This window comes from Enterobacter cloacae complex sp. P27C (assembly GCF_014895705.1).
Lineage (GTDB): Bacteria > Pseudomonadota > Gammaproteobacteria > Enterobacterales > Enterobacteriaceae > Enterobacter > Enterobacter bugandensis.
In genome coordinates, this window is sequence record NZ_JADBQB010000004.1 from 396,309 (window position 1) to 419,239 (window position 22,931).

Consider the following 22,931-nt stretch of genomic DNA (forward strand, 5'->3'; position numbering starts at 1 on the left):
CAGGCCCGTAAAAATAGATGATTTTCTACATCGCCGCGCTTTTCAGTGATGATTTATCATCTCGTCCCCTAATTTCAGATGAATTAACCATATCCTCTGACAATGTCTGTTTTTTCTGCTTTCACGGCCTCTTCTCTCTCCTGGTTTGCGAATTGCCTGCCTCATAACGAGCGGTTAAGGTAAGTATCACTCTGCAAAATAGAAGACGGGTTCATCCCGATCGCAAGACGGTGCGGAAATGAATTCGGCGGTCCGTCTATAACAAAATGCCTGGAGGCAAAGCATGGAGATGTTGTCTGGCGCGGAAATGGTCGTCCGGTCGCTGATCGATCAGGGCGTAAAGCAAGTGTTCGGCTATCCTGGCGGCGCGGTCCTCGATATTTATGACGCACTGCATACGGTAGGGGGTATTGACCATGTGCTGGTACGCCATGAGCAGGCGGCGGTACATATGGCCGATGGCCTGGCGCGTGCGACGGGTGAAGTGGGCGTGGTCCTGGTCACGTCGGGGCCCGGTGCGACAAACGCCATTACCGGCATTGCGACCGCGTACATGGACTCTATTCCGCTGGTGATCCTTTCCGGACAGGTCGCGACATCACTGATTGGCTATGATGCGTTTCAGGAGTGCGACATGGTCGGGATTTCGCGTCCCGTCGTGAAGCACAGCTTCCTGGTCAAGCAAACCGAAGACATTCCTGGCATTCTGAAGAAGGCGTTCTGGCTGGCGGCAAGCGGGCGCCCGGGGCCGGTGGTGGTCGATCTCCCTAAAGATATCCTGAACCCGGCCAACAAGCTGCCTTATGTCTGGCCGGAATCGGTGAGCATGCGCTCTTACAACCCAACAACGCAGGGTCACAAAGGTCAGATCAAACGCGCGCTGCAAACGCTGCTGGCCGCTAAAAAACCGGTGGTCTATGTCGGTGGCGGGGCCGTCAATTCAGCGTGTGAGGCACAGCTTCGTGAACTGGTTGAAAAGCTCAATCTTCCTGTTGCGTCATCGCTGATGGGACTCGGAGCGTTTCCCGCCACCCACCGTCAGGCGCTCGGCATGTTGGGTATGCACGGTACCTATGAAGCCAACATGACGATGCATCATTCTGACGTCATCTTTGCCGTCGGCGTGCGTTTTGACGATCGTACGACCAACAACCTGGCGAAGTATTGCCCGAACGCCACCGTGCTGCACATTGATATCGATCCGACGTCAATTTCAAAAACGGTGTCTGCTGATGTACCTATCGTCGGCGACGCGCGACAGGTCCTTGAACAAATGCTGGATCTGCTGGCGCTGGAAAACACAGCGCAACCGCTGGATGAAATCCGTGACTGGTGGCAGCAAATTGAGCAATGGCGCGCGCGGCAATGTCTGAAATATGACACCCAAAGCGAGCATATTAAGCCGCAGGCGGTCATCGAAACGGTATGGCGACTGACGAAAGGCGACGCGTATGTGACCTCTGACGTGGGCCAGCATCAAATGTTTGCCGCCCTCTATTATCCGTTTGATAAACCGCGCCACTGGATCAACTCGGGAGGTTTAGGCACGATGGGCTTTGGCCTGCCTGCCGCGCTGGGCGTGAAGCTGGCGCTGCCAAATGAAACCGTCGTCTGCGTGACCGGAGACGGCAGTATTCAGATGAACATTCAGGAACTTTCCACCGCGCTGCAATATGAGCTGCCGGTACTGGTGCTCAACCTTAATAACGGCTATCTCGGTATGGTGAAGCAGTGGCAGGATATGATCTACTCGGGCCGCCACTCTCAGTCATATATGAAATCGCTGCCGGATTTTGTTCGTCTTGCTGAAGCTTACGGTCATATAGGGATGCGGGTGACCGATCCGGCTGAACTGGAAACGAAGCTCGCCGAAGCGCTTGAGCACGTTAAAAACAATCGCCTCGTCTTTATGGATGTCATCGTTGATGGAACCGAGCACGTTTATCCGATGCATATTCGCGGCGGCGGTATGGACGAGATGTGGTTAAGCAAAACGGAGAGAACCTGATATGCGCCGGATATTATCGGTATTACTGGAAAACGAGTCTGGCGCACTGTCGCGCGTCATTGGGCTTTTTGCGCAGCGTGGCTATAACATTGAAAGCCTGACCGTGGCGCCAACGGACGATCCGACGATGTCGCGTATGACGATTCAGACCGTTGGCGATGCCAAGGTAATTGAGCAGATCGAGAAACAGCTGCATAAGCTGGTCGATGTGCTGCGCGTAAGCGAGCTGGGGCAGGGCGCTTACGTTGAGCGTGAGGTCATGCTGGTAAAAATACAGGCTAGCGGTTACGGGCGCGAGGAGGTCAAACGCAATGCGGATATCTTCCGCGGGCAGATCATCGACGTCACGCCTTCTCTTTATACGGTTCAACTGGTCGGAACCAGTGACAAGCTGGACGCTTTCCTGGCATCCGTGCGGGATGTAGCAAAAATTGTTGAGGTGGCGAGATCGGGGATCGTTGGTCTGTCACGCGGCGAGAAAATCATGCGGTAGTTGTTAAAAAGGTTCGCCTCTTTCAGCCCGGTCACCAAAGCCGGGCTTTTTTTTTGCGTAATCAGCCGACAACGCAGATAAAAGCGGTTGCCGCGAAGGCTTTTCTGCGTTTAGATGTTAAAAGATTTAACCATAACCTTGACAGGGCCATGGACTCTTTTCTTTTTTTAAGGGGCAATTGTGAAACTGGATGAAATCGCCCGGCTAGCCGGCGTGTCACGAACAACGGCCAGCTATGTGATTAACGGCAAAGCAAAGCAGTACCGCGTCAGCGATAAGACCGTTGAAAAAGTTATGGCGGTGGTTCGTGAGCATAACTACCATCCGAATGCTGTCGCTGCCGGCCTGCGTGCCGGGCGCACCCGCTCTATTGGTCTGGTGATCCCGGATCTGGAAAACACCAGCTATACCCGTATCGCCAACTATCTCGAACGTCAGGCCCGCCAGCGCGGTTACCAGCTGCTGATAGCCTGTTCTGAAGACCAGCCTGATAACGAGATGCGCTGCATTGAACATCTGCTCCAGCGTCAGGTCGATGCCATCATCGTCTCGACCTCCTTACCGCCGGAGCATCCGTTTTACCAGCGCTGGGCGAACGATCCGTTCCCCATCGTGGCGCTGGACCGCGCGCTCGATCGTGAGCATTTCACAAGCGTAGTGGGTGCCGATCAGGATGACGCGGAAATGCTGGCCGCTGAGCTGAGAACCTTCCCCGCTGAAACGGTGCTGTATCTTGGCGCGCTGCCCGAGCTTTCCGTAAGCTTCCTGCGTGAGCAAGGGTTCAGAACCGCCTGGAAAGACGATCCGCGTGAAGTCCACTATCTCTATGCCAACAGCTATGAACGCGAAGCCGCTGCGCAGCTGTTCGAAAAATGGCTGGAGACGCACCCGATGCCCCAGGCGCTGTTCACCACGTCATTTGCCCTTCTGCAGGGGGTAATGGATGTCACCTTGCGTCGTGAAGGCAAGCTCCCCTCTGACCTGGCGATCGCCACGTTTGGGGATAACGAGCTTCTCGATTTCCTTCAGTGCCCGGTGCTGGCGGTGGCCCAGCGTCACCGAGATGTAGCTGAACGCGTCCTGGAGATTGTTCTGGCGAGCCTGGATGAGCCGCGCAAACCGAAGCCGGGTCTGACGCGTATCAAACGTAATCTCTATCATCGCGGAATTTTGAGCCGCCATAAATGAAATGACGGGGCGGCGAAAAACCGCCCTTTTTACTGGAATTATTCGTCGAGTTAATTCCCGCAGTGAAATTAGGATAATTCTTGAGAGATCCTAATCTACTATTTTTCTTAATTCATTTTGCCGTTTAAAATGGCCCTTAAAGAATCATGAAGCGATTTTTAGACGCCTCTCTTTGTATTACTTTGTTACAAACCCTCTTCGGTCGATGAATATTCAGACGTTTTTTCTTCCCCCCGACCGGCCAGCAACGCAACCGCCGCTTCTACCGACCGATTGAGCGAATCTGGCGCTGTCATCCCCTGACAATCTGTCATAAAATGCTGCCCGCGTCGCAAACTGACACTTTATATTTATCTGCGATGATATTGAGTGAGCCTTAACGCTAGTGTGCATATTCGGTTTTTTTCTTACAAATATTCATAACGTTAATTTTGCCTCGCCAGTTGTGCAGTTATTAACCGGGACTGTTTATCTCTGTAAATAGTGGGCGTACAGCCTCGTATAGGGAGAGTCCTGGCTTGACAAGCTTTTCCCTCGCTCCGTAAACTCCTTCAGGTGGGAATTTGTGGGTTAAAGTGGTGAGGAGGGGTGAGACTGGCATGTTCCGTGGAGCAACGTTAGTCAATCTCGACAGCAAGGGGCGTTTATCGGTACCAACCCGATACCGCGACCAGCTGATTGAGAATGCTTCGGGTCAAATGGTTTGCACCATTGACATCAACTCCCCCTGCCTGCTGCTTTACCCCTTGCCTGAATGGGAAATCATTGAGCAAAAGCTGTCGCGACTGTCGAGCATGAACCCGCAGGAACGCCGCGTGCAGCGGCTCTTATTGGGACATGCCAGTGAATGTCAGATGGATAACGCCGGGCGATTACTGATTGCTCCTGTGTTGCGGCAACATGCCGGTCTGACCAAAGAAGTGATGCTGGTCGGGCAGTTCAACAAGTTTGAACTGTGGGACGAAACGACCTGGTATCAACAGGTCAAGGAAGATATCGACGCTGAGCAGTCTGATTCCGCAACTTTATCGGAACGGCTGCAGGACTTGTCTCTATAAATATGATGGAAAATTATAAACATAAAACGGTGTTACTGGACGAGGCCGTGAACGGCCTGAATATTCGTCCGGATGGCATCTACATTGATGGCACGTTTGGTCGCGGTGGTCACTCGCGTTTGATCCTCTCCCAGCTTGGAGAGGAAGGGCGACTGCTGGCAATCGATCGCGATCCGCAGGCGATTGCCGTGGCACAGACCATCAATGACCCACGCTTTTCCATCGTGCATGGACCTTTTTCTGCGCTCGCGGATTACGTGGCCGAGCGCGATCTCACGGGCAAGATCGACGGGATTCTTCTCGATCTTGGCGTATCTTCACCCCAGCTTGATGATGCAGAACGCGGCTTCTCCTTTATGCGCGACGGTCCGCTGGACATGCGTATGGACCCGACGCGCGGCCAGTCTGCCGCCGAATGGCTGCAGACCGCTGACGAAGCAGATATTGCCTGGGTGATCAAAACCTTCGGCGAAGAACGTTTTGGCAAGCGCATTGCGCGCGCCATCGTTGAGCGCAACCGCGTTGAGCCAATGACCCGCACCAAAGAGCTGGCCGAAGTGATTGCGGCGGCGACGCCGGTAAAGGATAAGCACAAACATCCCGCGACCCGTACCTTCCAGGCGGTTCGCATCTGGGTAAACAGTGAACTGGAGGAAATAGAGCTGGCGCTAAAAAGCTCGCTCGACGTGCTGGCCCCGGGTGGGCGGTTATCCATCATCAGCTTCCATTCGCTGGAAGACCGCATAGTAAAACGCTTCATGCGTGAACAGAGCCGCGGTCCTCAGGTTCCAGCGGGGCTGCCGATGACGGAAGAACAACTCAGGAAGCTGGGGGGCCGTCAGTTGCGAGCATTAGGCAAGTTGATGCCGGGCGAAGAAGAGGTGGCAGAGAATCCACGTGCCCGTAGTTCAGTGCTGCGAGTTGCAGAGAGGACGAACGCATGATCGGCAGAGTGACAGAAACCCTAAGCAAAGTTAAGGGATCGTTAGGAAGCAACGAGCGCCATGCCTTGCCTGGCGTGATCGGCGACGATCTTTTGCGATTCGGGAAACTGCCACTCTGCCTGTTCATTTGCATCATTGTTACGGCAGTTACGGTGGTGACCACAGCTCACCATACACGTTTATTGACTGCGCAACGCGAGCAGCTGGTGCTGGAACGCGATGCGCTGGATATTGAATGGCGAAATCTGATCCTTGAAGAAAACGCGCTCGGCGATCACAGCCGGGTTGAACGGATCGCAACGGAAAAGCTGCAACTGCAGCATGTTGATCCTTCCCAGGAAAATATCGTAGTACAAAAATAAGGGAACACGCGACGCATGAAAGCAGCGGCAAAAACGCTTAAACCAAAACGTCAGGAAGAACAGGCCAACTTCATCAGTTGGCGTTTTGCGTTGCTTTGCGGCTGCATTTTACTGGCGCTGGGTTTCCTGCTGGGACGCGTGGCGTGGTTGCAAATCATCGCCCCTGACATGCTGGTACGCCAGGGAGATATGCGCTCCCTTCGCGTTCAGGAAGTGTCGACTTCTCGCGGAATGATCACTGACCGTTCAGGTCGCCCGCTGGCGGTGAGCGTGCCGGTGAAAGCGATTTGGGCCGACCCGAAAGAGCTGCACGACGCCGGTGGCATCACGCTTGATAACCGCTGGAAAGCGCTTTCAGATGCGCTCAAAATGCCGCTGGATCAGCTAGCCTCCCGCGTCAACGCGAACCCGAAAGGGCGTTTTATCTATCTGGCGCGCCAGGTTAACCCTGACATGGCGGACTACATTCGGAAACTGAAGCTGCCGGGCATTCATCTGCGCGAAGAATCCCGTCGTTACTATCCGTCCGGAGAAGTAACCGCTCACCTCATCGGCTTCACCAACGTCGACAGCCAGGGGATTGAAGGCGTTGAAAAAAGCTTCGATAAGTGGCTCACCGGCCAGCCTGGCGAGCGAATTGTGCGTAAGGACCGCTACGGGCGCGTCATTGAAGATATCTCCTCTACGGACAGCCAGGCGGCGCACAACCTGGCTCTGAGTATCGACGAGCGCCTGCAGGCGCTGGTCTACCGCGAGCTGAACAACGCCGTGGCGTTTAACAAGGCAGAATCCGGCAGCGCCGTGCTGGTGGATGTCAGCACCGGAGAAGTGCTGGCTATGGCCAACAGTCCTTCCTACAACCCGAACAACTTTACCGGCACCGCAAAAGATGCGATGCGTAACCGGGCGATTACCGACGTGTTCGAACCTGGCTCCACGGTGAAGCCGATGGTGGTGATGACGGCGCTTCAGCGCGGTATCGTCAATGAAAACACGGTCCTGAACACGATCCCTTACCGTATTAACGGCCACGAGATTAAAGACGTGGCGCGCTACAGCGAATTGACCCTGACCGGGGTGTTACAGAAGTCGAGTAACGTCGGTGTTTCAAAGCTGGCGTTAGCGATGCCGTCCTCAGCGTTAGTAGAGACTTACTCACGTTTTGGACTTGGAAAGGCGACCAATTTGGGGTTGGTCGGAGAACGCAGTGGCTTATATCCTCAAAAACAACGGTGGTCTGACATAGAGAGGGCCACCTTCTCTTTCGGCTACGGGCTAATGGTAACCCCGTTACAGTTAGCGCGAGTCTACGCAACGATTGGCAGCTACGGCGTCTATCGCCCGCTGTCCATCACCAAAGTTGATCCACCGGTTCCGGGCGAGCGTATCTTCCCGGAATCCATCGTTCGTACCGTTGTGCACATGATGGAAAGCGTGGCGCTGCCGGGCGGTGGCGGCGTGAAGGCGGCCATCAAAGGCTATCGCATCGCCATTAAAACCGGTACGGCGAAAAAGGTGGGGCCAGACGGCCGCTACATCAACAAATACATTGCCTATACCGCAGGCGTTGCGCCTGCTAGCAATCCGCGTTTTGCGCTGGTGGTCGTGATTAACGATCCACAGGCGGGTAAATACTACGGCGGCGCCGTTTCCGCGCCTGTGTTTGGCGCCATCATGGGCGGCGTGTTACGCACCATGAACGTTGAACCAGATGCGCTGGCGACGGGCGAAAAAAGTGAATTTGTAATTAATCAAGGCGAGGGTACAGGTGGCAGATCGTAATTTGCGCGACCTTCTTGCTCCGTGGGTGCCAAATGCACCGGAGCGAGCACTGCGAGAGATGGTACTGGACAGCCGCGTGGCTGCTTCTGGCGATCTTTTTGTGGCGGTGGTTGGTCATCAGGCGGACGGGCGTCGTTATATCCCGCAGGCGATTGCGCAAGGTGTGGCTGCCATTATTGCTGAGGCTAAAGACGAGGCAACCGACGGTGAGATCCGTGAAATGCACGGGGTGCCGGTTATCTATCTCAGCCAGTTGAATGAGCGTCTCTCTGCACTGGCGGGACGTTTTTATCACGAACCTTCCGACCAACTGCGTCTGGTTGGCGTGACGGGCACGAACGGAAAAACCACCACCACGCAGCTGATGGCGCAGTGGGCTCAGCTGCTGGGTGAAACCGGCGCGGTGATGGGTACCGTGGGTAACGGCCTGCTGGGCAAAGTGAGCCCGACGGAAAACACCACCGGTTCGGCGGTTGACGTACAGCACGTGCTTGCCGGTCTGGCAGGGCAAGGGGCAACCTTTGCCGCAATGGAAGTTTCTTCGCACGGCCTGGTACAGCACCGCGTTGCGGCACTGAAGTTTGCTGCTTCAGTGTTCACCAACCTGAGCCGCGATCACCTAGATTATCATGGTGATATGGAACACTACGAAGCCGCCAAATGGCTGTTGTTCTCTACTCACCATTACGGCCAGGCAATCATCAACGCCGACGACGAAGTGGGCCGCCGCTGGCTTGCGAAGCTGCCAGACGCGGTAGCGGTGTCGATGGAAGACCATATCAATCCGAACTGCCACGGCCGCTGGCTGAAGGCCGTTGACGTTAACTATCACGACAGTGGCGCGACGATCCGCTTTGCCTCTTCCTGGGGTGACGGTGAAATCGAAAGCCGCCTGATGGGGGCGTTCAACGTCAGCAACCTGCTGCTGGCGCTGGCAACGCTGCTGGCGCTGGGTTATCCGATGGCGGAACTGCTGAAAACGTCAGCGCGTCTCCAGCCGGTTTGCGGCCGTATGGAAGTGTTTAGCGCGCCGGGCAAACCGACCGTGGTTGTCGATTATGCCCACACGCCGGATGCGCTGGAAAAAGCGCTGGAAGCGGCACGCCTGCACTGCACCGGTAAACTCTGGTGCGTCTTCGGCTGCGGTGGCGATCGCGACAAAGGTAAACGTCCCCTGATGGGCGCCATTGCGGAGCAGTTCGCGGACATTCCTGTGGTCACCGATGACAATCCGCGTACCGAAGAGCCGCGCGCCATCATCAACGACATTCTGGCGGGTATGCTGGACGCCGGTCGCGCCCGTGTGGTGGAAGGCCGCGCGGAAGCCGTGACAAACACCATCATGCAGGCAAAAGAAAATGATGTCGTTCTGCTGGCCGGTAAAGGTCATGAAGACTATCAGATTGTTGGCAATCGTCGTCTGGACTACTCCGACCGCGTAACGGCAGCGCGTCTGCTGGGAGTCGTCGCATGATTAGCATCACCTTAAGCCAGGCCGCTGCGGTACTGCACGGAGAGCTGCTGGGCCAGGATCTGACCATTGACGCGGTCACCACCGACACCCGCAAAGTGACCGCGGGCTGTCTGTTTGTGGCGCTGAAAGGCGAACGTTTTGACGCGCATGATTTTGCCGGACAGGCCAAAGAAAACGGCGCTGGCGCGCTGCTGGTCAGCCGCAGGCTGGATATCGATTTGCCGCAGATTGTGGTGAACGATACGCGTCTCGCGTTCGGTGAACTGGCCGCCTGGGTTCGTCAGCAGGTGCCTGCTCGCGTTGTCGCGCTGACCGGGTCATCGGGCAAAACGTCAGTGAAAGAGATGACGGCGGCCATCCTCAGCCAGTGCGGTAATACGCTTTATACCGCAGGCAACCTCAATAATGACATCGGCGTGCCGATGACATTACTTCGCCTGACCAAAGAGCATGAATTTGCGGTGATCGAGTTAGGGGCAAACCACCAGGGCGAAATCGCCTGGACCGTGAGCCTGACTCGCCCGGAAGCGGCGCTGGTGAATAACCTCGCGGCAGCGCATCTGGAAGGTTTTGGCTCGCTGGAAGGCGTGGCAAAAGCGAAAGGCGAAATCTACACCGGTCTGCCTGCTGACGGCATTGCCATTCTCAATGCCGACAACAACGACTGGCTGAACTGGCAGAGCATCATTGGCTCGCGTAAAACCTGGCGCTTCTCGCCGAACGCGGCCAACAGTGACTTTACCGCGACCAATATCCATGTGACGTCGCACGGTACGGAATTCACGCTTGCTACCCCAACGGGTGACGTAGACGTGCTGTTACCGCTGCCGGGACGCCATAACATCGCCAACGCGCTGGCGGCAGCGGCCTTGTCGACGGCGGTGGGAGCGTCACACGAGGCGATTAAAACCGGGCTGGCGAATTTGAAAGCCGTGCCGGGACGCCTGTACCCGATCCCGCTTGCAGAAAACAAATTACTGCTGGATGACTCCTACAACGCGAACGTCGGCTCAATGACGGCGGCGGTGCAGGTGCTATCTGAAATGCCGGGCTACCGCGTCATGGTGGTTGGCGACATGGCGGAGCTGGGCGATGAAAGCGAAGCCTGTCATACCCAGGTGGGTGAAGCGGCGAAAGCGGCGGGGCTGGACTGCGTGCTGAGCGCAGGAAAACTGAGCCAGGCGATTAGCCATGCCAGCGGCGTTGGCGAACATTTTGCCGACAAAGCCGCGTTGATTGAGCGCCTTAAGGCATTAATTACAGAAAAACAAATTGTGACAGTGTTAGTGAAAGGTTCACGTAGTGCCGCCATGGAAGAGGTTGTGCACGCATTACAGGAGAACGGGACATGTTAGTTTGGCTGGCCGAACATTTGGTCAAATATTATTCAGGCTTTAACGTCTTTTCGTATCTGACGTTTCGCGCCATCGTCAGCCTGCTGACTGCGCTGTTCATCTCGTTGTGGATGGGCCCGCGCATGATTGCCCGTCTGCAAAAACTCTCTTTCGGCCAGGTCGTACGTAACGACGGTCCGGAGTCGCACTTCAGCAAGCGCGGTACGCCGACGATGGGCGGAATCATGATACTGACTGCCATCGTCGTTTCCGTACTGCTGTGGGCCTATCCGTCTAACCCGTACGTCTGGTGCGTGCTGACCGTACTGGTGGGCTACGGCATTATCGGGTTTGTGGATGATTACCGTAAAGTCGTCCGCAAAGACACGAAGGGCCTGATTGCCCGCTGGAAGTATTTCTGGATGTCAGTGATTGCGCTGGGCGTTGCCTTCGCGCTGTATCTGGCAGGAAAAGATACGCCCGCCACCGAACTGGTGGTGCCGTTCTTTAAAGACGTGATGCCGCAGCTGGGGCTGTTCTACATCCTGCTGGCCTACTTTGTGATTGTTGGTACCGGTAACGCCGTTAACCTGACCGATGGCCTGGATGGTCTGGCGATTATGCCAACCGTCTTCGTGGCGGCTGGTTTTGCGCTGGTGGCGTGGGCGACCGGTAACATGAACTTTGCGAACTACCTGCACATCCCTTATCTGCGTCACGCGGGTGAGCTGGTGATCGTCTGTACGGCGATAGTCGGCGCGGGGCTGGGCTTCCTCTGGTTCAACACCTATCCGGCGCAGGTCTTTATGGGTGACGTCGGTTCTCTGGCTTTGGGCGGCGCGCTCGGCATTATCGCCGTGCTGCTGCGTCAGGAGTTCCTGCTGGTGATCATGGGCGGCGTGTTTGTGGTTGAAACCCTGTCGGTGATTTTGCAGGTCGGCTCCTTCAAGCTGCGCGGTCAGCGCATCTTCCGTATGGCGCCGATCCACCACCACTATGAACTGAAAGGCTGGCCGGAGCCGCGCGTGATTGTGCGCTTCTGGATTATTTCGCTGATGCTGGTGCTGATTGGCCTGGCAACGCTGAAGGTACGTTAATCATGGCAGATTACCAGGGTAAAAAAGTCGTTATCATCGGGTTAGGCCTCACTGGCCTCTCCTGCGTGGACTTTTTCCTTGCGCGCGGCGTGACGCCGCGCGTGATGGATACGCGTGTCTCTCCGCCGGGTCTGGACAAGCTGCCGGAACAGGTTGAACGCCACCTTGGTGGTCTGAATGATGACTGGCTGCTGGCAGCCGATCTGATTGTCGCCAGCCCGGGTATGGCGCTGGCGCACCCTTCACTGAGCGCAGCTGCGGATGCGGGCGTTGAGATTGTCGGCGATATCGAGCTGTTCTGCCGCGAAGCGCAGGCGCCGGTTATCGCGATCACCGGTTCTAACGGCAAAAGCACCGTCACTACCCTGGTGGGTGAAATGGCGAAAGCCGCAGGCATGAACGTAGGAGTAGGCGGCAATATTGGTCTGCCCGCGCTGATGCTGCTGGACAAAGGCTGCGAGCTGTACGTTCTGGAACTTTCCAGCTTCCAGCTTGAAACCACCTCCAGCCTGCATGCGGAGGCGGCAACGATCCTCAACGTGACGGAAGATCATATGGATCGGTACCCATTTGGTCTGCAGCAGTATCGCGCGGCCAAGCTGCGTGTTTACGAAAATGCCAAAGTTTGCGTGGTTAACGCCGACGACGCTCTGACCATGCCGGTGCGCGGCGCGGACGAGCGCTGCATCAGCTTTGGTATCACCATGGGTGATTATCATCTGAACCGCCAGCTGGGCGAAACCTGGCTGCGCGTGAAAGGTGAAAAAGTGCTGAACGTGAAGGAGATGAAGCTTTCCGGCCAGCACAACTATACCAATGCCCTGGCGGCGCTGGCGCTGGCAGATGCCGTAGGGCTGCCGCGCTCTTCCAGCCTGAAAGCGTTGACCACGTTTTCCGGCCTGGCACACCGTTTCCAGCTGGCGCTGGAGCATAACGGCGTGCGCTGGATTAACGACTCCAAAGCGACCAACGTGGGAAGCACGGAGGCCGCGCTGAACGGTCTGCACGTTGACGGCACCCTGCATCTTCTGTTGGGTGGCGACGGCAAATCTGCTGATTTCTCCTCCCTGAAACAGTACCTCACCGGCGATAACATCCGCCTGTACTGCTTTGGCCGTGACGGCAGCGAGTTGGCTGAACTACGCCCGGAGGTTGCTGAGCAAACTGAAACGATGGAACAGGCGATGCGCCTGATTGCCCCGCGCGTGCAGCCTGGCGACATGGTTCTGCTCTCCCCGGCGTGCGCCAGCCTCGATCAGTTTAAGAATTTCGAACAGCGTGGCGATGTCTTTACCCGCCTTGCGAAGGAGTTAGGCTGATGCGTTTATCTCTCCCTCGCCTGAAAATGCCGCGCCTGCCAGGATTTGGAATTCTGGTGTGGCTGTTTGCGGCGCTGAAAGGCTGGGTGATGGCTTCCCGGGATAAAGATTCCGATAGCCTGATTATGTACGACCGCACCCTGTTCTGGCTGACGCTGGGGCTGGCGGCGATCGGCTTTATCATGGTGACGTCGGCCTCTATGCCCGTTGGACAGCGTCTGGCGAACGATCCCTTCCTGTTCGCCAAGCGTGACGGGCTGTACATCATTCTGGCGTTCTGCCTGGCGCTGGTAACGCTTCGTCTGCCGATGGCGTTCTGGCAGCGCCACAGTACCGCGATGCTGATCGCCTCCATTATCATGCTGCTGATCGTGCTGGTTGTCGGGAGCTCCGTTAACGGGGCATCACGCTGGATCGCCTTCGGCCCGCTGCGTATTCAGCCTGCGGAGTTCACCAAGCTTTCGTTATTCTGCTACCTGGCAAACTACCTGGTGCGAAAAGTCGATGAGGTGCGAAACAACCTTCGCGGCTTCTTAAAGCCGATGGGCGTCATTCTGGTGCTGGCGATCCTGCTGCTGGCGCAGCCTGACCTCGGGACCGTTGTTGTACTGTTTGTCACCACGCTGGCGATGCTGTTCCTGGCAGGGGCCAAGCTGTGGCAGTTCATCGCCATCATCGGGATGGGGATTTCAGCAGTGGTGCTGCTGATCCTCGCCGAGCCTTACCGTATCCGCCGCGTGACCTCGTTCTGGAACCCATGGGAAGATCCGTTCGGTAGCGGTTACCAGCTGACGCAGTCGCTGATGGCGTTTGGCCGCGGTGAAGTCTGGGGGCAAGGTCTGGGCAACTCGGTACAGAAACTGGAGTATTTACCGGAGGCGCACACCGACTTCATCTTCTCCATTATTGGGGAAGAACTGGGTTATATCGGTGTGGTATTAGCGCTTTTAATGGTATTCTTCGTCGCTTTCCGCGCCATGTCGATTGGCCGAAAAGCGCTGGAGATCGATCACCGCTTCTCAGGCTTCTTAGCCTGCTCAATTGGTATCTGGTTTAGCTTCCAGGCGCTGGTTAACGTCGGGGCCGCAGCGGGTATGCTGCCGACCAAAGGTCTGACGTTGCCGCTGATCAGCTATGGTGGTTCGAGCCTGTTGATCATGTCGACGGCCATTATGTTTTTGTTACGCATAGATTATGAGACGCGTCTGGAGAAAGCCCAGGCGTTTACACGAGGTTCACGATGAATCAACCGAAGCGGTTAATGGTGATGGCAGGCGGTACCGGTGGACACGTGTTCCCGGGGCTGGCGGTTGCGCACCATTTAATGGAACAGGGCTGGCAGGTACGCTGGCTGGGAACCGCAGACCGCATGGAAGCCGACCTGGTACCGAAGCACGGTATTGAGATCGACTTTATTCGTATTTCCGGCCTGCGAGGCAAAGGCCTCAAGGCCATGCTGCTGGCGCCGGTGCGTATTTTTAACGCCTGGCGTCAGGCGCGCACCATCATGAAGCGCTTTAAGCCCGATGTGGTGCTGGGTATGGGCGGCTATGTTTCTGGTCCCGGCGGGCTGGCCGCGTGGTCGTTAGGCATTCCCGTTGTTCTGCACGAGCAGAACGGTATTGCCGGTCTGACCAACAAGTGGCTGGCGAAAATCGCCACCAAAGTGATGCAGGCGTTTCCCGGCGCGTTTCCGAAAGCGGACGTGGTGGGTAACCCGGTGCGCGTCGACGTGCTGGCGCTGCCTCTACCGGATGCCCGCCTGGCGGGACGTGAAGGCCCGGTTCGTGTTTTGGTCGTTGGTGGTTCTCAGGGTGCGCGCATTCTGAATCAGACAATGCCGCAGGTGGCGGCAAAGCTGGGTGATGCCGTGACTATCTGGCACCAAAGCGGTAAAGGCGCTCAGCAGACCGTTGAGCAGGCGTACGCTGATGAAGGCCAGCCGCAGCATAAAGTGACGGAATTTATTGACGATATGGCCGCAGCCTATGCCTGGGCCGATGTCGTGGTCTGCCGCTCTGGCGCGCTGACGGTGAGCGAAATCGCCGCCGCCGGCTTGCCAGCGCTGTTCGTGCCGTTCCAGCACAAGGACCGACAGCAGTACTGGAACGCGCTGCCGCTTGAGAAAGCCGGCGCGGCGAAAATTTTTGAGCAGCCACACTTTACCGCCGATGCGGTCGCCACCACCCTGGCGGGCTGGAACAGAGACGCACTGCTGGAGATGGCACAGCGCGCGCGCGCTGCCGCTATCCCGGATGCGACAGAACGGGTGGCAAAAGAAGTGAGCCTGGCAGCCCAGGCTTAACCCTCGCAGCGCGTGTTGCGCTGCACGAATTTTAAGTAGTCGATGGCGTTTAGAGAATGAATACACAACAACTGGCAAAACTGCGTTCAATCGTGCCCGAGATGCGTCGCGTCCGGCACATTCACTTTGTTGGCATCGGTGGTGCCGGCATGGGCGGTATTGCCGAAGTGTTAGCTAACGAAGGCTATCAGATCAGCGGGTCTGACCTGGCGCCAAACCCTGTCACGCAGCAGCTGGCGTCGCTTGGGGCGACTATCTATTTCAACCATCGCCCGGAAAACGTGCGCGATGCAAGCGTGGTGGTGGTATCGAGCGCCATCTCCTCTGACAATCCGGAAATCGTTGCCGCGCACGAAGCGCGCATTCCGGTGATCCGCCGCGCAGAAATGCTGGCGGAACTGATGCGGTTCCGTCACGGCATTGCGATTGCCGGTACCCACGGTAAAACCACGACCACGGCGATGGTTTCCAGCATTTATGCGGAAGCGGGTCTCGATCCTACCTTTGTCAACGGCGGTCTGGTGAAAGCCGCAGGCGTCCATGCGCGTCTGGGCCACAGCCGTTATCTGATTGCGGAAGCGGATGAGAGCGACGCGTCGTTCCTGCACCTGCAGCCGATGGTGGCGATTGTCACCAATATCGAAGCTGACCATATGGATACCTACCAGGGCGACTTCGAAAACTTAAAGCAGACTTTCATCAATTTCCTGCACAACCTGCCGTTTTATGGCCGCGCGGTGATGTGCGTGGACGACCCGGTGATCCGCGAGCTGCTGCCGCGCGTCGGTCGTCAAATCACCACCTACGGCTTCAGCGAAGACGCTGACGTCCGCGTGGAAGAGTACAAACAGATTGGTGCGCAGGGGCATTTCACTCTGGCACGTCAGGACAAAGAGCTGCTGCACGTCACGCTAAATGCGCCAGGGCGCCATAACGCGCTCAACGCCGCAGCGGCAGTGGCTGTTGCGACGGAAGAAGGCATTGATGATGAGGCGATCCTGCGCGCGCTGGAAAGCTTCCAGGGGACGGGGCGTCGCTTCGACTTCCTCGGCGAGTTCCCGCTGGATGCGGTGAATGGTAAGCCAGGTACCGCGATGCTGGTGGACGACTACGGTCACCATCCGACGGAAGTGGACGCGACCATCAAAGCCGCACGCGCGGGCTGGCCGGAGAAGAATCTGGTGATGATCTTCCAGCCGCACCGCTTCACGCGTACCCGCGATCTGTATGACGATTTCGCCAGCGTGCTGTCACAGGTGGATACCCTGCTGATGCTGGATGTTTACGCCGCCGGCGAAACACCAATTCCAGGCGCAGACAGCCGTTCCCTGTGTCGTACCATCCGCGGGCGCGGTAAAGTTGACCCTATTCTGGTTTCTGACCCGGCACAGGTGGCGGAAATTCTGGCACCGGTCCTGACCGGTAACGATCTCATCCTGATTCAGGGTGCGGGAAATATCGGCAAGATCGCCCGTACCTTAGCTGAAATCAAACTGAAGCCGCAAACCCAGGAGGATGAGCATCATGGCTGATAAGATTGCAGTCCTCTCTGGCGGCAACTCCGCCGAGCGCGAGGTTTCTCTGAATTCCGGCGCTGCCGTGCTGGCGGGCCTGCGTGAAGGCGGCGTAAACGCACATATTGTCGATCCAAAAGAGGTCGACGTGACGCAATTAAAAGCGATGGGCTTCGATAAGGTCTTTATCGCGTTACATGGTCGTGGCGGTGAAGACGGAACCCTGCAAGGGCTTCTGGAGCTGATCGGCCTGCCTTACACCGGCAGCGGCGTGATGGCATCCGCCATCTCTATGGATAAACTGCGCAGTAAGTTACTCTGGCAGGGAGCGGGTTTACCCGTTGCGCCGTGGGTGGCGCTGACGCGCGGCGAATTTGAATTGGGCCTGTCGGACAGCGTTAATACACGCATTGCGGCACTGGGCTTACCGGTTATTGTAAAGCCGAGCAGGGAAGGGTCGAGCGTCGGGATGTCAAAGGTCGATAAAGCTGAAGATTTAACATCTGCTTTAGCGCTGGCATTTCAACATGATGAAGAAGTTCTGATTGAAAAATGGCTCAGCGGGCCGGAATTTACCGTCGCGATGCTTGGCGAAGAAATTTTACCGTCAATTCGCATCCAACCCGCCGGAGTCTTCTATGATTATGAGGCGAAGTATCTCTCTGATGAGACGCAATATTTCTGCCCTTGTGGTCTTGAAGCAGAGCGCGAAGCCGAATTACAGTCCCTGGTGCTTAAAGCCTGGAATGTTTTGGGCTGCAGCGGCTGGGGACGCATTGATGTGATGCAGGACAATGACGGGCAGTTTTATCTGCTGGAAGCCAATACCTCACCGGGAATGACCAGCCACAGCCTTGTGCCGATGGCGGCGCGTCAGGCGGGAATGAGCTTCTCGCAGTTAGTCGTACGTATTCTGGACCAGGCGGGCTGATATGTCTCAGGCTGCATTGAACACGCGCAACCGCGATGACGAAGAAGAATACACTTCTTCACGCCGGAGTAATGGAACGCGTCTTGCAGGGATAATTTTCCTGCTCGGGGTGCTGTGCACCGTGTTTATCAGCGGCTGGATGGTGCTGGGCTGGATGGAAGACGCACAGCGGTTGCCGCTGTCAAAGCTGGTGGTGACCGGCGAGCGTCACTACACGCGTAACGATGATATTCGCCAGTCTATTCTGGCGCTGGGATCGCCCGGCACCTTTATGACGCAGGACGTCAATATTATCCAGAGCCAGATTGAACGTCTGCCATGGATAAAACAGGCGAGTGTCAGAAAACAATGGCCTGATGAATTGAAGATTCATCTGGTTGAATATGTGCCCATTGCGCGTTGGAATGATCAGCACATGGTTGACGTAGATGGAAATTCCTTCAGCGTCCCGAGCGATCGTGTCAACAAGCAAAATTTACCGATGTTGTATGGCCCTGAAGGCAGCGAAAACGAAGTATTGCAGGGTTTTCGTGAAATGGGGCAGGTGCTGGCGAAGGACAGGTTTACGTTAAAAGATGCTGCGATGACGGCGCGCCGCTCCTGGCAGCTGACGTTGACGAACGGCATTAAGCTCAACCTGGGACGCGGCGACACAATGAAACGTCTTGCGCGTTTTGTAGAACTTTACCCGGTTTTACAACAGCAGGCGCAGGCGGACGGCAAACGGATAAGCTACGTTGATTTGCGCTATGACTCAGGCGCAGCAGTCGGTTGGGAGCCGGCTCCGGTCGAGGAACCTAATCAGCAACAGAATCAGGCACAGGTACAGGCAGAACAACAATGATCAAGGCGACGGACAGAAAACTGGTAGTTGGACTGGAGATTGGCACCGCGAAGGTTGCCGCTTTAGTAGGGGAAGTTCTGCCCGACGGTATGGTCAATATCATTGGCGTGGGCAGTTGCCCGTCCCGTGGTATGGATAAAGGTGGGGTAAACGACCTTGAGTCGGTGGTGAAATGCGTACAGCGCGCCATCGACCAGGCTGAATTAATGGCAGATTGCCAGATTTCTTCTGTCTATCTGGCCCTTTCTGGCAAGCACATTAGCTGCCAGAACGAAATCGGTATGGTGCCGATTTCTGAAGAAGAAGTGACGCAGGAAGACGTTGAAAACGTTGTGCATACGGCGAAGTCCGTGCGCGTTCGCGATGAGCATCGCGTGCTGCACGTGATCCCGCAGGAATATGCGATTGACTACCAGGAAGGGATCAAGAACCCGGTTGGTCTGTCTGGCGTGCGTATGCAGGCAAAAGTGCACCTGATCACATGTCACAACGATATGGCGAAGAACATCGTAAAAGCCGTTGAACGTTGTGGCCTGAAAGTTGACCAACTTATTTTCGCCGGTCTGGCGGCAAGTTATTCCGTGCTGACCGAAGACGAACGTGAACTGGGTGTCTGTGTGGTCGATATCGGTGGTGGTACAATGGACATGGCCGTGTATACCGGCGGTGCGCTGCGCCACACCAAAGTGATCCCTTACGCAGGGAACGTTGTGACCAGCGATATTGCTTACGCTTTTGGTACGCCACCGAGCGATGCAGAAGCGATTAAAGTACGCCACGGCTGTGCGCTGGGGTCTATCGTTGGTAAAGATGAGAGCGTTGAGGTGCCGAGCGTGGGCGGCCGTCCGCCGCGTAGCCTGCAGCGCCAGACGTTGGCAGAGGTAATTGAGCCGCGCTATACCGAGCTGCTCAACCTGGTCAACGAAGAGATTTTACAGCTTCAGGAACAGCTTCGTCAGCAGGGTGTTAAGCATCATCTTGCGGCGGGGATTGTATTAACCGGCGGTGCAGCGCAAATTGAAGGTCTTGCGGCCTGCGCTCAGCGCGTGTTCCATACGCAGGTGCGTATTGGTGCGCCGCTGAATATTACCGGTTTAACGGATTATGCTCAGGAGCCGTACTATTCAACGGCTGTGGGCCTGCTCCACTACGGGAAGGAATCTCATCTCAGTGGTGAAGCAGAAGTGGAAAAACGCGTCTCAGTGGGGTCGTGGGTCAAACGACTGAACAACTGGCTGCGAAAAGAGTTTTAATTTTTTAAAGAGACCGGAGAGAATTAGCGGTCTCGGGCGACAGGCACAACGGAGAGAGAAATTATGTTTGAACCTATGGAACTGACCAACGACGCGGTGATTAAAGTCATCGGCGTCGGTGGCGGCGGCGGTAACGCCGTAGAGCATATGGTGCGTGAACGCATTGAAGGTGTTGAATTCTTCGCAGTTAACACCGATGCGCAGGCACTGCGTAAAACGGCAGTTGGCCAGACTATCCAGATCGGCGGTGGCATCACCAAAGGGCTGGGCGCTGGGGCTAACCCGGAAGTCGGTCGCAACGCGGCTGAAGAAGATCGTGAAGCCCTGCGTGCTGCACTGGAAGGTGCGGACATGGTCTTCATCGCAGCAGGCATGGGCGGCGGTACCGGTACCGGTGCAGCACCTGTTGTCGCTGAAGTAGCTAAAGATTTAGGTATCCTGACCGTTGCTGTCGTGACCAAGCCTTTCAACTTCGAAGGCAAAAAGCGTATGGCCTTCGCGGAACAGGGTATCACCGAGCTGTCCAAGCATGTGGACTCGCTGATCACCATCCCGAACGACAAACTGCTGAAAGTTCTGGGTCGTGGTATCTCCCTGCTTGACGCCTTCGGCGCAGCAAACGACGTGCTGAAAGGCGCGGTCCAGGGTATCGCAGAACTGATTACCCGTCCTGGCCTGATGAACGTTGACTTTGCAGACGTTCGCACCGTGATGTCCGAAATGGGCTACGCGATGATGGGCTCTGGCGTGGCGAGCGGCGAAGACCGTGCGGAAGAAGCGGCTGAAATGGCTATCTCTTCTCCACTGCTGGAAGATATCGATCTGTCCGGTGCGCGCGGCGTGCTGGTCAACATTACCGCTGGCTTTGACCTGCGTCTGGATGAGTTCGAAACCGTGGGTAATACCATCCGCGCGTTCGCCTCTGACAACGCGACCGTGGTAATTGGTACTTCCCTTGACCCGGAAATGAACGACGAGCTGCGTGTTACCGTTGTTGCGACCGGTATCGGTATGGACAAGCGTCCTGAGATCACCCTCGTGACCAACAAGCAGACTCAGCAACCGGTAATGGATCGTTACCAGCAGCACGGTATGTCTCCTCTGACTCAGGAGCAAAAACCGGCCGCGAAAGTGGTGAACGACCCAACGCCGCAAACGGCAAAAGAGCCAGATTATCTGGACATCCCGGCGTTCCTGCGTAAGCAAGCTGACTAAGAATTGGCTGGAATTTGGGGATTTGCGCTCTTTGTGCTAAACTGGCCCACCGTTAGTGATATACACTCTCGGTTGGATAGTTAATTTGGCGAGATTATACGATGATCAAACAAAGGACACTTAAACGTATCGTTCAGGCGACGGGTGTCGGTTTACATACCGGCAAGAAAGTCACACTGACGTTACGCCCTGCGCCGGCCAATACCGGGGTCATCTATCGTCGCACCGACTTGAATCCACCGGTAGATTTTCCGGCCGATGCCAAATCTGTGCGTGATACTATGCTCTGTACTTGTCTGGTGAACGAGCATGACGTGCGGATTTCTACCGTAGAGCACCTGAACGCCGCCCTGGCGGGTCTGGGTATCGACAACATTATTGTTGAAGTCGATGCGCCAGAAATCCCGATTATGGATGGTAGTGCTGCGCCGTTCGTTTATCTGTTGCTGGATGCCGGCATCGAAGAACTGAACTGTGCGAAGAAATTTGTTCGCATCAAAGAGACCGTTCGCGTCGAAGATGGCGACAAGTGGGCTGAATTTAAACCGTACAATGGTTTCTCGTTGGACTTTACCATCGACTTTAACCATCCGGCGATTGACTCCAGCACCCAGCGCTACGCGATGAACTTCTCTGCTGATGCGTTTATGCGCCAGATCAGCCGCGCACGTACGTTTGGCTTCATGCGTGATATCGAATATCTGCAGTCTCGCGGCCTGTGCCTGGGCGGCAGCTTCGATTGTGCCATCGTTGTTGACGATTATCGCGTACTGAACGAAGACGGCCTGCGTTTTGAAGATGAATTCGTTCGTCACAAAATGCTGGATGCGATCGGCGACCTGTTCATGTGTGGTCACAACATCATTGGTGCATTTACCGCGTTCAAATCCGGTCATGCACTGAACAACAAATTGTTGCAGGCCGTCCTGGCAAAACAGGAAGCCTGGGAATATGTGACCTTTGAAGACGAAGCGGAACTGCCGCTGGCGTTCAAAGCACCGACTATGGTCCTGGCGTAACGGTTAACGCCGTTTCGTAAGAAAAGCGACTGGTTCACCTGGTACTCTCTCCGACCAGGGAAGCCAGTCGTTTTTATTTCTACCCTTCTTTGATTTGCCCCTCTACTCCCTGGCCATTGTCGGGTGCCGAATAACGGTGTGTTCGCTGCATTATTGACCGTTTTTACCTGCTGCAAGGTGTCATTCCTGCTGCTGCGTATTGGCTTTAGTGGTAATATCTGGGCGCTAAAAAAGAATAATTGAACTCAGCCTGCACTGGCGGGCGATTGTGGTGGAGCAAGTGAGCGGAATACTGACGCGCTGGCGACAATTTGGCAGACGTTACTTCTGGCCGCATCTCTTATTAGGGATGGTCGCGGCGAGTTTCGGCTTGCCTGCGCTCAGCAACAGTGCGGAAGCGGCGACGCCAGCACGTTCCACGACAACTAAACACGATCTCTCGACGCGGGTTAACTTTACTAATCTCGCGTGGCTTGAAGCCAGCCGTCGTCCTAATTTCTCCGTTGATTACTGGCAGCAGCACGCCATCCGCACGGTTATTCGTCATCTGTCGTTCGCGATGGCGCCGCAGACGATGCCTGTTGCTGAAGAGTCGCTGCCGGTTCAGGCTCAGCATCTTGCCCTGCTCGATACGCTTAATGCGCTTCTGACGCAGGATAACCAGCCGCCCGTGACCGTGAGTCAGACGGCGCAAACCTGGTTTGTTCCTCCTGTATCATTCTCCGTTTCGACATGGATTAGCCAGGTTCACGGCATCCGTGCCGGGCCTCAACGCCTCAGCTAAATTAACC

Annotated in this window: 20 protein-coding genes; all 20 read left to right on the plus strand. The window is 56.0% G+C overall.

The window, feature by feature from the left end:
- Window positions 1-283 precede the first annotated feature (283 nt).
- Complete coding sequence (gene ilvI / locus IM291_RS10555; RefSeq protein ID WP_028015500.1) at window positions 284-2,008, plus strand: acetolactate synthase 3 large subunit; 1,725 nt, start codon at window positions 284-286, stop codon at window positions 2,006-2,008.
- A gap of 1 nt (window position 2,009) precedes the next feature.
- Window positions 2,010-2,501 (plus strand): acetolactate synthase small subunit, encoded by a 492-nt coding sequence (ilvN, locus tag IM291_RS10560; protein WP_049000496.1) that lies wholly within the window; start codon window positions 2,010-2,012, stop codon window positions 2,499-2,501.
- A gap of 180 nt (window positions 2,502-2,681) precedes the next feature.
- On the plus strand, window positions 2,682-3,689 hold the full coding sequence (gene cra, locus IM291_RS10565; protein WP_014168621.1) for a catabolite repressor/activator: 1,008 nt from the start codon (window positions 2,682-2,684) through the stop codon (window positions 3,687-3,689).
- A gap of 599 nt (window positions 3,690-4,288) precedes the next feature.
- Window positions 4,289-4,747: a division/cell wall cluster transcriptional repressor MraZ gene (gene mraZ / locus IM291_RS10570; RefSeq protein WP_010426995.1), complete on the plus strand. Its 459-nt coding sequence runs from the start codon at window positions 4,289-4,291 to the stop codon at window positions 4,745-4,747.
- A gap of 2 nt (window positions 4,748-4,749) precedes the next feature.
- A complete protein-coding gene (gene rsmH / locus IM291_RS10575; protein ID WP_028015503.1) occupies window positions 4,750-5,691 on the plus strand; it encodes a 16S rRNA (cytosine(1402)-N(4))-methyltransferase RsmH in 942 nt (313 codons plus the stop codon).
- Window positions 5,688-6,053 (plus strand): cell division protein FtsL, encoded by a 366-nt coding sequence (gene ftsL / locus IM291_RS10580; RefSeq protein ID WP_006173860.1) that lies wholly within the window; start codon window positions 5,688-5,690, stop codon window positions 6,051-6,053. The genes rsmH and ftsL overlap by 4 nt, the downstream gene beginning before the upstream one ends.
- Window positions 6,054-6,068: 15 nt before the next feature.
- Window positions 6,069-7,835, plus strand: coding sequence for a peptidoglycan glycosyltransferase FtsI (locus IM291_RS10585; protein WP_028015504.1), 1,767 nt, complete (start codon window positions 6,069-6,071; stop codon window positions 7,833-7,835).
- Window positions 7,822-9,309, plus strand: a complete 1,488-nt coding sequence (gene murE, locus IM291_RS10590) for a UDP-N-acetylmuramoyl-L-alanyl-D-glutamate--2,6-diaminopimelate ligase (RefSeq protein ID WP_048960679.1) — start codon at window positions 7,822-7,824, stop codon at window positions 9,307-9,309. The genes IM291_RS10585 and murE overlap by 14 nt, the downstream gene beginning before the upstream one ends.
- Window positions 9,306-10,664 carry a UDP-N-acetylmuramoyl-tripeptide--D-alanyl-D-alanine ligase gene (gene murF, locus IM291_RS10595; protein ID WP_028015506.1) on the plus strand — a complete coding sequence of 453 codons (1,359 nt, stop codon included), beginning with the start codon at window positions 9,306-9,308 and terminating at the stop codon, window positions 10,662-10,664. Before murE ends, murF begins: the two co-directional genes overlap by 4 nt.
- Complete coding sequence (gene mraY / locus IM291_RS10600) at window positions 10,658-11,740, plus strand: phospho-N-acetylmuramoyl-pentapeptide-transferase (protein ID WP_008501985.1); 1,083 nt, start codon at window positions 10,658-10,660, stop codon at window positions 11,738-11,740. The genes murF and mraY overlap by 7 nt, the downstream gene beginning before the upstream one ends.
- 2 nt (window positions 11,741-11,742) lie before the next feature.
- A complete protein-coding gene (gene murD / locus IM291_RS10605; RefSeq protein WP_049000501.1) occupies window positions 11,743-13,059 on the plus strand; it encodes a UDP-N-acetylmuramoyl-L-alanine--D-glutamate ligase in 1,317 nt (438 codons plus the stop codon).
- On the plus strand, window positions 13,059-14,303 hold the full coding sequence (ftsW, locus tag IM291_RS10610) for a cell division protein FtsW (RefSeq protein ID WP_028015508.1): 1,245 nt from the start codon (window positions 13,059-13,061) through the stop codon (window positions 14,301-14,303). The genes murD and ftsW overlap by 1 nt, the downstream gene beginning before the upstream one ends.
- On the plus strand, window positions 14,300-15,364 hold the full coding sequence (gene murG / locus IM291_RS10615) for an undecaprenyldiphospho-muramoylpentapeptide beta-N-acetylglucosaminyltransferase (protein WP_028015509.1): 1,065 nt from the start codon (window positions 14,300-14,302) through the stop codon (window positions 15,362-15,364). Before ftsW ends, murG begins: the two co-directional genes overlap by 4 nt.
- Before the next feature lie 56 nt (window positions 15,365-15,420).
- A complete protein-coding gene (gene murC / locus IM291_RS10620) occupies window positions 15,421-16,896 on the plus strand; it encodes a UDP-N-acetylmuramate--L-alanine ligase (RefSeq protein ID WP_028015510.1) in 1,476 nt (491 codons plus the stop codon).
- Window positions 16,889-17,809, plus strand: coding sequence for a D-alanine--D-alanine ligase (locus tag IM291_RS10625; protein WP_041911244.1), 921 nt, complete (start codon window positions 16,889-16,891; stop codon window positions 17,807-17,809). The genes murC and IM291_RS10625 overlap by 8 nt, the downstream gene beginning before the upstream one ends.
- Before the next feature lies 1 nt (window position 17,810).
- Complete coding sequence (gene ftsQ / locus IM291_RS10630; RefSeq protein ID WP_045259458.1) at window positions 17,811-18,653, plus strand: cell division protein FtsQ; 843 nt, start codon at window positions 17,811-17,813, stop codon at window positions 18,651-18,653.
- On the plus strand, window positions 18,650-19,906 hold the full coding sequence (gene ftsA, locus IM291_RS10635) for a cell division protein FtsA (protein ID WP_006173845.1): 1,257 nt from the start codon (window positions 18,650-18,652) through the stop codon (window positions 19,904-19,906). The genes ftsQ and ftsA overlap by 4 nt, the downstream gene beginning before the upstream one ends.
- A gap of 63 nt (window positions 19,907-19,969) precedes the next feature.
- Window positions 19,970-21,121 carry a cell division protein FtsZ gene (ftsZ, locus tag IM291_RS10640; RefSeq protein WP_008501978.1) on the plus strand — a complete coding sequence of 384 codons (1,152 nt, stop codon included), beginning with the start codon at window positions 19,970-19,972 and terminating at the stop codon, window positions 21,119-21,121.
- A gap of 101 nt (window positions 21,122-21,222) precedes the next feature.
- A complete protein-coding gene (gene lpxC, locus IM291_RS10645; protein ID WP_006810110.1) occupies window positions 21,223-22,140 on the plus strand; it encodes a UDP-3-O-acyl-N-acetylglucosamine deacetylase in 918 nt (305 codons plus the stop codon).
- A gap of 280 nt (window positions 22,141-22,420) precedes the next feature.
- Complete coding sequence (gene secM / locus IM291_RS10650) at window positions 22,421-22,924, plus strand: secA translation cis-regulator SecM (RefSeq protein ID WP_028015513.1); 504 nt, start codon at window positions 22,421-22,423, stop codon at window positions 22,922-22,924.
- Window positions 22,925-22,931 lie beyond the last annotated feature (7 nt).